This window comes from Paenibacillus sp. Lou8.1, from assembly GCF_024213565.1.
In the GTDB taxonomy this organism is placed as follows: Bacteria; Bacillota; Bacilli; order Paenibacillales; family Paenibacillaceae; genus Paenibacillus; species Paenibacillus polymyxa_B.
Genome location: NZ_JANAVN010000011.1, coordinates 242,852 through 250,498, shown reverse-complemented (window position 1 = coordinate 250,498; position 7,647 = coordinate 242,852). Strand labels below are relative to the sequence as shown.

Annotated in this window: 7 protein-coding genes; 3 read left to right on the top strand and 4 right to left on the bottom strand. The window is 45.5% G+C overall.

The features are described from left to right. Positions 1–179 precede the first annotated feature (179 nt). Complete coding sequence (locus NLX78_RS17480) at positions 180–2,174, bottom strand: ABC transporter substrate-binding protein (protein ID WP_254351107.1); 1,995 nt, start codon at positions 2,172–2,174, stop codon at positions 180–182. A gap of 180 nt (positions 2,175–2,354) precedes the next feature. On the opposite strand from NLX78_RS17480, the gene NLX78_RS17475 reads away from it, so the two are divergent. Then, positions 2,355–3,620: a VWA domain-containing protein gene (locus NLX78_RS17475; RefSeq protein WP_254351106.1), complete on the top strand. Its 1,266-nt coding sequence runs from the start codon at positions 2,355–2,357 to the stop codon at positions 3,618–3,620. A gap of 35 nt (positions 3,621–3,655) precedes the next feature. On the opposite strand, the gene NLX78_RS17470 is transcribed toward NLX78_RS17475, so the two are convergent. Next, positions 3,656–3,793: a hypothetical protein gene (locus tag NLX78_RS17470; RefSeq protein ID WP_254351105.1), complete on the bottom strand. Its 138-nt coding sequence runs from the start codon at positions 3,791–3,793 to the stop codon at positions 3,656–3,658. Positions 3,794–3,889: 96 nt separating this feature from the next. On the opposite strand from NLX78_RS17470, the gene NLX78_RS17465 reads away from it, so the two are divergent. Continuing rightward, positions 3,890–5,233 (top strand): amino acid permease, encoded by a 1,344-nt coding sequence (locus NLX78_RS17465; RefSeq protein WP_254351104.1) that lies wholly within the window; start codon positions 3,890–3,892, stop codon positions 5,231–5,233. Between the two features lie 7 nt (positions 5,234–5,240). After that, positions 5,241–6,395 (top strand): VanZ family protein, encoded by a 1,155-nt coding sequence (locus NLX78_RS17460; protein ID WP_254351103.1) that lies wholly within the window; start codon positions 5,241–5,243, stop codon positions 6,393–6,395. Between the two features lie 135 nt (positions 6,396–6,530). On the opposite strand, the gene NLX78_RS17455 is transcribed toward NLX78_RS17460, so the two are convergent. Beyond that, a complete protein-coding gene (locus tag NLX78_RS17455) occupies positions 6,531–7,184 on the bottom strand; it encodes a nitroreductase family protein (RefSeq protein WP_061828772.1) in 654 nt (217 codons plus the stop codon). Between the two features lie 51 nt (positions 7,185–7,235). Continuing rightward, entirely contained in the window at positions 7,236–7,628 is a 393-nt protein-coding gene (locus NLX78_RS17450; protein ID WP_025718154.1) for a MarR family winged helix-turn-helix transcriptional regulator, read from the bottom strand. Between the last annotated feature and the right edge of the window lie 19 nt (positions 7,629–7,647).

The window sequence follows — 7,647 nt, the reverse complement described above, 5'->3', positions numbered from 1 at the left end:
TTCTCCAGAGACCAGAGCCTTATGATGTAAAGAAAAAGAAACCCACGTCTCAAAAGACGGGGTTTCTCGACAATCTGCAGATGTCTGCTCTATGCAGACATCTTTTTATAAAAAAACGCTCTCCTTCCTGCGACATACTGTCGTCAAGATGAGTAGCGTTTTTTTGATTACCATGTGGATTACTGAGTTACATTTTTCAGAACATCGTCAATCATTTGACTGTTTGCAATTGTACCTGTATACAACCAGCTGGAATCCTTACCAAAATCGTATACATGGCCTTCTTTAACGGCTGGAATTCCCGCCCATACAGGATCTTTTACAATATCTTCTTTACTTACGTTTTTGCTGTTCACGATAAAGATATAATCCGCATCCAGCTCGGCCAGCTTCTCAAGCGATAAATTACTCCAGTTCGCCTTAGCCGTTTTGGAAATCTCCTGTACAACTTGTGGAATCTTGAATCCCAAATCCTTATACAATACATCACCGCTGGATAGATTCTGGTTTACGACATACACATTTTTATCCGTTACCCACAATGCCGCCGCAGTTTTTTGTCCTACCGTCTGACTCAGCTTGGCTTTAGCCTCTGCTGCTTTTTTGTCGTAGTTGCTCAATGTCTGCTTCGCTTCACTGCTCTTATTCAGCACTTCACCCACGGTCAGCAGCTCTTGACGCCAATCATTGTTCATATTAGTGCCTACCACGTAGGTTGGAGCAATTTTAGAGTATTGATTATATTTGTCGCCTTCCACCATGCTCGCACTGTCCATAATGATTAAATCAGGTTTGAAGTTCAGAACCGCCTCAAACGGAAGATCTGAAGCAATGGTAGGAACGTCCTTCAGTTCTTTTTGCAGGTAACCTTGAACTGAATTTTTGCCTACCGACCATTGGGCTACAGGTTTAACCCCCAGCGCAACCAGATGATCCTCCAGATAAGAAGCGATCACACGCTGAGGCTGAGCCGGAATTTTTACCTCATGCCCAAGTGCATCCTTCAGCACCCTTTCCTGTGATGTTGGTTCCGCTGATGTATTATTGGTCCCTTGCGAAGCGCCATCGGTTGCCGTAGGACTGGATGTGCCTGAGCACGCGCTGAGCAGCAGGGTAAAACTAAGCAATAAAATAAATGCCATGGAATGCTTTGCGTTTCTATTCATTCGTAAAATCCCTTCATCATGATTTTGATAATGATTATTATCCTCAATAACAGTATGCAGGGCGCCACTTATCGAATCAATGGAACATTCGGACATGCTTAATGGATTATCCAGACTGGTATCTCTCACAAAAGCAGATGAATATAGGCTGTCCCGGTAATGAACCGGGGATACACCCGTATATTTTTTGAATGCCCGGCTAAAGAAATAGACATCCGGGTACCCCACACTGACAGCGATATCCTGCAAAGTCGCATCCGTCTTCCGCAAAAGCTCCTTCGCCTTGTCCATTCGCAGTTGAATCAAGTACATAATCGGGCTACAATCCGTTTGTTTTTTAAATAACCGGGTCAAATGTCTCGGACTGCATTCCAATAATCCAGCCAAACGTTCCAGCGTTACGGACTCCGCATAATGGATCTGCATAAATCGAATGGCCTGTGTCACAATATCCCGCGCAGAAGTTCGAGCCTTCGGTTCCTGCAATTGCCGCATACATTCATATGCAAAATCATAGAACCGACCCTGAGCCTGAATCTTGGATAGCGTCTCTTGGTCCTGCCATGCTTCATCCAGTAGTTGCAGCTTTTGATACAGTATAACCGGATAGGGCGGTATAAAACCATGAGCTATCGAAGGATGATTATACACCGTATGTCCAGATAGAGAAGTCGCTTTATATAGTACAATGATATATTCAATCCCGCATTGCGAGGGTTTCATATTCAGTTCAAAGCCTTTGCTGCCATGAAGTACGTACCCTGAATGTGGCGTATCCTTCCAATCACCATCCAAACGCACGCTACCCTGCAATACAAATACAAAAGCCTGCGCTGGAAGACGATACGGTTGAAGCAACTCTTCCGGCTCCAGTCGAATATGCCGGACATCCATGACACGGATCGACGAATGAAGCCATAGGGACAACAGTTTGTTTAACTCATCAGCTTCATGTCCCTTGCTCATCCCGATATAGGAACCTGCCTGCTTTTGCCGATCCTGCTTCACGTATCAAAGCCTCCGCTTCATAAATATCATACTTTTTTTCCAAACCAACCTCATTATATATCATCTTTTACTGCGTCTACCATGAGACAAATATTCCTGCACGAAACAAGGTGAATATACCATTTCCATGGTACAATTTGTATAAATACAAGATTTAAAATACATAGGGGGTTTGACAGCATGAGCGGTCCCAACATTGCATTGAGTACAGGAGCTAATGCACCATTCGGTAAGGAAGATACAGTGCGGGTCACCATTACATGGAAGCATGCACCTGCCGAACTGGATGTTAGCTGTTTTATGGTAGGAGCAGACGGAAAGGTTTCCTCAGATGACTATTTCGTTTTTTACAATCAACCCGCTGACCCGCACGGCCATGTACGGTTACAGCGTCCAAATGACAGAACCACTGAGTTTACTGTAGCGCTCCAGGAACTGGAACGAACCGGGGTGGAAAAATGTGTGTTTGCGGCCACACTGGACGACCCAGGTACTTTTGCCGATGTGGTCGGCTGCTCAGTTACTGCTCAAGGCAAGCAATCCCATATCACCTACAGCATCACCGAAGCCACCAGTGAGACATCGCTTGTGCTGGCAGAAGTGTATCGTCATACGTCTGGCTTTAAGCTTCGCGCAGTGGGACGTGGTTTCAACGGAGGACTAAAGCCGCTTGCCGAGGCTCACGGTGTCACCGTAGAGGAAACGGAATCGCCAGCAGCACCGTCAGCGGATAAAGCTGACATGAAAGAAACCTCTCCTGTGAGTGGAAGAATCAATCTGCACAAGCAGAATGTACAATATTCACTAAAAAAGAAACACATAGACTGTGAAAAGGCACGGGTAGCGGTTGTATTCGATGCTTCTGTTTCTATGTTCAAATTGTACACGGGTGGGACGGTGCAAAAAGCCTGCGAACGTGTGTTGGCTGTAGCCGCCTGTATGGATGACAATGGTGAAATGGATGTATGGTTTTTTGCAGACAAAGCCAAGCGTGCTCCAAGCGTCACAGAGAGGAATTTCGAGAATTACATTCATATGAATTATGCTGAGCCTAGTGAAGATAGTGAGCTAGGGTGGGGAAATAACGAACCAGAAGTCATGAAGGATATCATACTAAAATATACAAAAGAAGATCCCAACGATATAATCCCGACCTACATTATCTTTTTCAGTGATGGAGGTATTTATGAACAGAAAAAAATAGAACAACTGCTGATTAAAAGCTCAAGCGCCCCGATTTTCTGGCAATTTGTAGGTCTTGGTCAAGCCGATTACGGAATCCTTCGAAAGTTGGATAAGATGCGCGGTCGCGTAGTGGATAATGCAGATTTCTTTGCCTTGGATGACATTGACTCCGTGACAGACGCAGAATTGTACGACCGTCTGCTGAATGAGTTTCCTGGTTGGCTCAAGCAAGTGCGGGCTAAAGGAATATTGCGGAGCTAATCCTTCACCGCAATGCGATACTCCTACATGATCACTTAAATATCCGCCGAGCAGAGCAATAAAGGCAGAATGACCGCAGATAGAGCAATCATCAGCGCCAGCATTCTGCCTCTGTTTTCTTGAGTTTGTCCTCTATCGATTTCAATCTCCCTACCAGATCCTATTTCTTTCATTTCCTAATTGGATATTTTCATGTAGTATAAGTCTAATTGAAGTAACCCTGTTTGGGCTATGCTGAAGCTATACACTATATGAAGGAGGATTTCATATTGAAATCAAATGAAGCAACTTTGCACAAAAAGCTGCTCCCACGGCATATTACCTTTATGGCTATGGGTGGAGTTATCGGAACGGGAATTTTTAAAGGCAGTACCGAAACGATTAGCTTGGCGGGACCTGGAGTTATTTTATCCTATGTCTTCGCAGGACTCCTGCTCTTGGTCGTTATGGGCGCAATTGCCGAGATGGCTACCGTCTACCCCAACATGAATATGAAGGATTTTATTCGCAAAGCCTTTGGAGAACGACTGTCCTTTATTATCGGCTGGTTGTATTGCTTCATGTGGCTGGCCGTCTGTATCATTGAGGTCATTGCTGCGGGAAGCTTCCTACAATATTGGTTGCCAGATGTTCCTCTATGGGTACTCAGTTTAGTGAGTGCAGCTTTCATTATTGTCGTCAACATGCTGAGTGTCGGCGGTTTTGGGGAGCTAGAATTTTGGCTTGCGGGTATTAAGATTGCCATGATTATTATCTTCATCGCCTTGGGTGGCTGTATACTGTTCGGGATTATTCCCACTGAAACTCCACCTTATCTAAGCAACTACGCGCAGCACGGCGGATTTCTACCCAATGGCTGGTTGGCTATCTTTTCAGCGCTGCTGGTCGTTACCTTTTCATACGGAGGATCCGAGCTGATTGGACTGACGTTGACGGAGACAGAAAATCCGGAAAAGGTACTACCTAGAGTGGTTAAAAGCTTTATTCTTCGCGTTATTTTGTTCTATACGTTGCCAATTCTCATCATTTGTGGCTTGATTCCCTGGAACCAACTGGATGCGAATACCAGCCCGTTTGTACAGGTATTGTCTTCTGTAGGGCTTCAAGGCTCGGCTCATGTCATGAACTTTATTCTGATCACTGCTGTACTGTCTGCCGCCAATTCGGGGATTTACGGGGCTACACGTATGTTACATTCGCTGGCTATCAATGGAGAAGGTCCCAAATCACTCGCCCGCTTATCTTCAAACGGGGTTCCGGTAAATAGTCTCAAATTGTGCGCTGTAGTTCTGATTGTCGGTTCCATGGTTGCTTATCTCGCTCAGGACGGACTGTTCCGTATTTTGATGGCTGTACCTGGCTTTGTCGTGCTGCTCGTCTGGAGTTGCATTTGTCTGTCCCAATTGAAATTGCGCAAATCTTATCCCGTGGAGCCTACTTTCAAGATATGGGGATTCCCTTATGTAACGGCGCTTACAGTAGGATGCCTATGGGTAATTGCGTTCCTATTCTTGCTTGACCCGCAAAATCGCATTAGCATTAGCGTGTGCCTGGCTTTCATGGCATTTCTGATCATCTGGTCTTTGGTGAAGTTCCGGAGAAAGCAGGCGTAAGCAGCACATGATTCAATCGTATCTATTTCCTGTTTCGTATGCCTTTCTTGCGTTTCCTTTTGCTGCGTTGTTGTTTACACTGCCTTTTCTAATCGTGCAATATCGCAGGCATGGCTATATTCACAAGGCTAGAGCATGGCTGCTTTACTTGATGCTTTTATACTTAATGAACGTCTTCTTTCTGGTCATACTCCCACTTCCGGCATCGCGTCATAATGCTGCACTAGCTGGGGGGGCGTTACAATTGATACCCTTGCAGTTCGTTCATGACATTATAAGAGAAACATCCGTCTCACCCGCCCATCCCTCCAGCTATGTTCATTTGCTGAAGGAGCGCGCTTTTCTGCAAGTCGTTTTTAACGTTGTGATGACCATGCCTTTCGGTATGTTCTTACGTTATTATTTCCGTGCACGATGGGGATGGTGTCTGATTCTGTCCTTTATCCTCTCCCTCTTCTTTGAGGTGACGCAGCTGACAGGACTGTATGGATTTTTTGACCATGCGTATCGCGTGTTCGATGTGGACGATCTATTGGCTAATACCTTGGGCGGCATGCTAGGCTTTCTATTAGGCGAATGGTTTTCACGCTTCCTGCCCCGCTTGGAACATCTGGACAAGCATGTGGACATGGCAACGAAGCGAGTGTCCTATACCCGACGGGGTGTAGCCTTTTTCGTGGATTCTATCATATGGATCGGGCTACTCGGCATCATGGAGTCTCTGCATGTTCCTGCTGCTTTCTGGGTTTCCAGTGGGGTATACTTTATGGTGGTTCCTTACTTAACAAATGGACGAACGCCAGGGAAATGGCTGGTGCGTATTCATCTTATAGGGACAGGACAACGGATTTCCCTGTGGGGGCTCATCAAGCGTTACAGTCTCTTGTATTGGTTGTATTTTGGACTTAATTACGTACTGGGTGGACCCGTGCTGTGGTCTCAAGTCTCTCCATGGGTAAGTGTTCTGATCAGCCTTTTGTTGTTGGTGATGAATGGATGGTTCTTTTTCCATCTGGTCATACGTCTATTCAAGAAAGCCCCGTTATTTTATGAGGAGCTTAGCCATACTTCGCACCAAATTATATGGCCCAAGCATTATCATCACCTTCAGAATAACACCGCTGATTCGGTAGAGACGCCGGGAGAAAATACCGTGACATGATAACCGAAAGACTGACAATGTGATAAGCACCCGCGATCTACGTTGCATCCAAGCAAATAAAAAACAGGCGAAGCAAAGGAATTTCCTTTGTCCGCCTGTTTTTTTATGTTGTGTATAGATGTTAGTTCGTTTTCCTTATTTCCACTGTGCAATTTGATCAATAGGCAATCGTGTGGACGGATGACCATCGTTGATACCTTTACCCATGGAAATGAGCATAACAGGGACATAACGATCTTTTTCCAGACCAAAGGCTTCAGCAATTTGATCCTTTTCAAAACCGCCAATAGCGTTAGTATCATAACCATGAGCGCGTGCTACCAGCATAAGCTGCATGGATACCAAGCCACCATCGATCAGGACCGTTTCTTTGTTCACAACTGGATCAAGCGCTGCAAAATGGGCTGCTACTTTTTCCTGTTGCATTTCTTTGACGTCTTTTGGCATATAGCCCAGTTCTACAGCTTCTCCGAAAATTTGTTCGAAATTATCAAAGTTGTTCAAATCTCCAAACACAGCGATCACTGCCGAAGATGTTTCTACTTGACGTTGGTTGAAACGGGCCAATGGTGCCAGTGTAGCTTTACCTTCAGGGCTGTCAATAACGAGGAAACGCCAAGGTTGCAGGTTAATGGAGGATGGCGCGCGTGTAGCTTCTGTCAAAATCTCTGTCATTTCCTCGCGGCTGATCTTCACGGACGGATCGTATACTTTTACAGAACGGCGTCCCAGGGCGATTTCTTTAAAATCATTCGTTTTTACAGTACTGGATGTATTCGTATTATTCATTCCAATCTCTCCTTGTCCCTCTGTGGGTATAGTAATGTTAAAAAAATGTTGTCAGTCCATATCGGATATATGGCTATTCATCACTTGCAGCATATCAGCTAGCTGGTGTCGCTGGGTCTCGTCGAAGCTCTGTAGCAGCTGAGCTACAAACTGCGAGCGCTCCTGCTTAAAGATGACAATGCGTGCACGCCCATAATCGGTCAGGCTTACCAAGGTAACCCTGTTGTCCTCTGGCTTCGTGCGTCGTGTGACCATTGCTGTCGCTTCCAGTTGTTTCAAATGGCGCGTTACGGCTGCAGCGTCAATGCCAACCTCTTTTTGCAGCAGAGTTTGACTAATCTCCTCCACTTGATACAACTTGCACAATAGCTGCAATCTGGATGCGCTGACTCCTGCACAACGCTCAAACTTGGAGCTAATCTGCTTGTTCAGCAACAACAGCATGTCAAAAATATACTCAGGC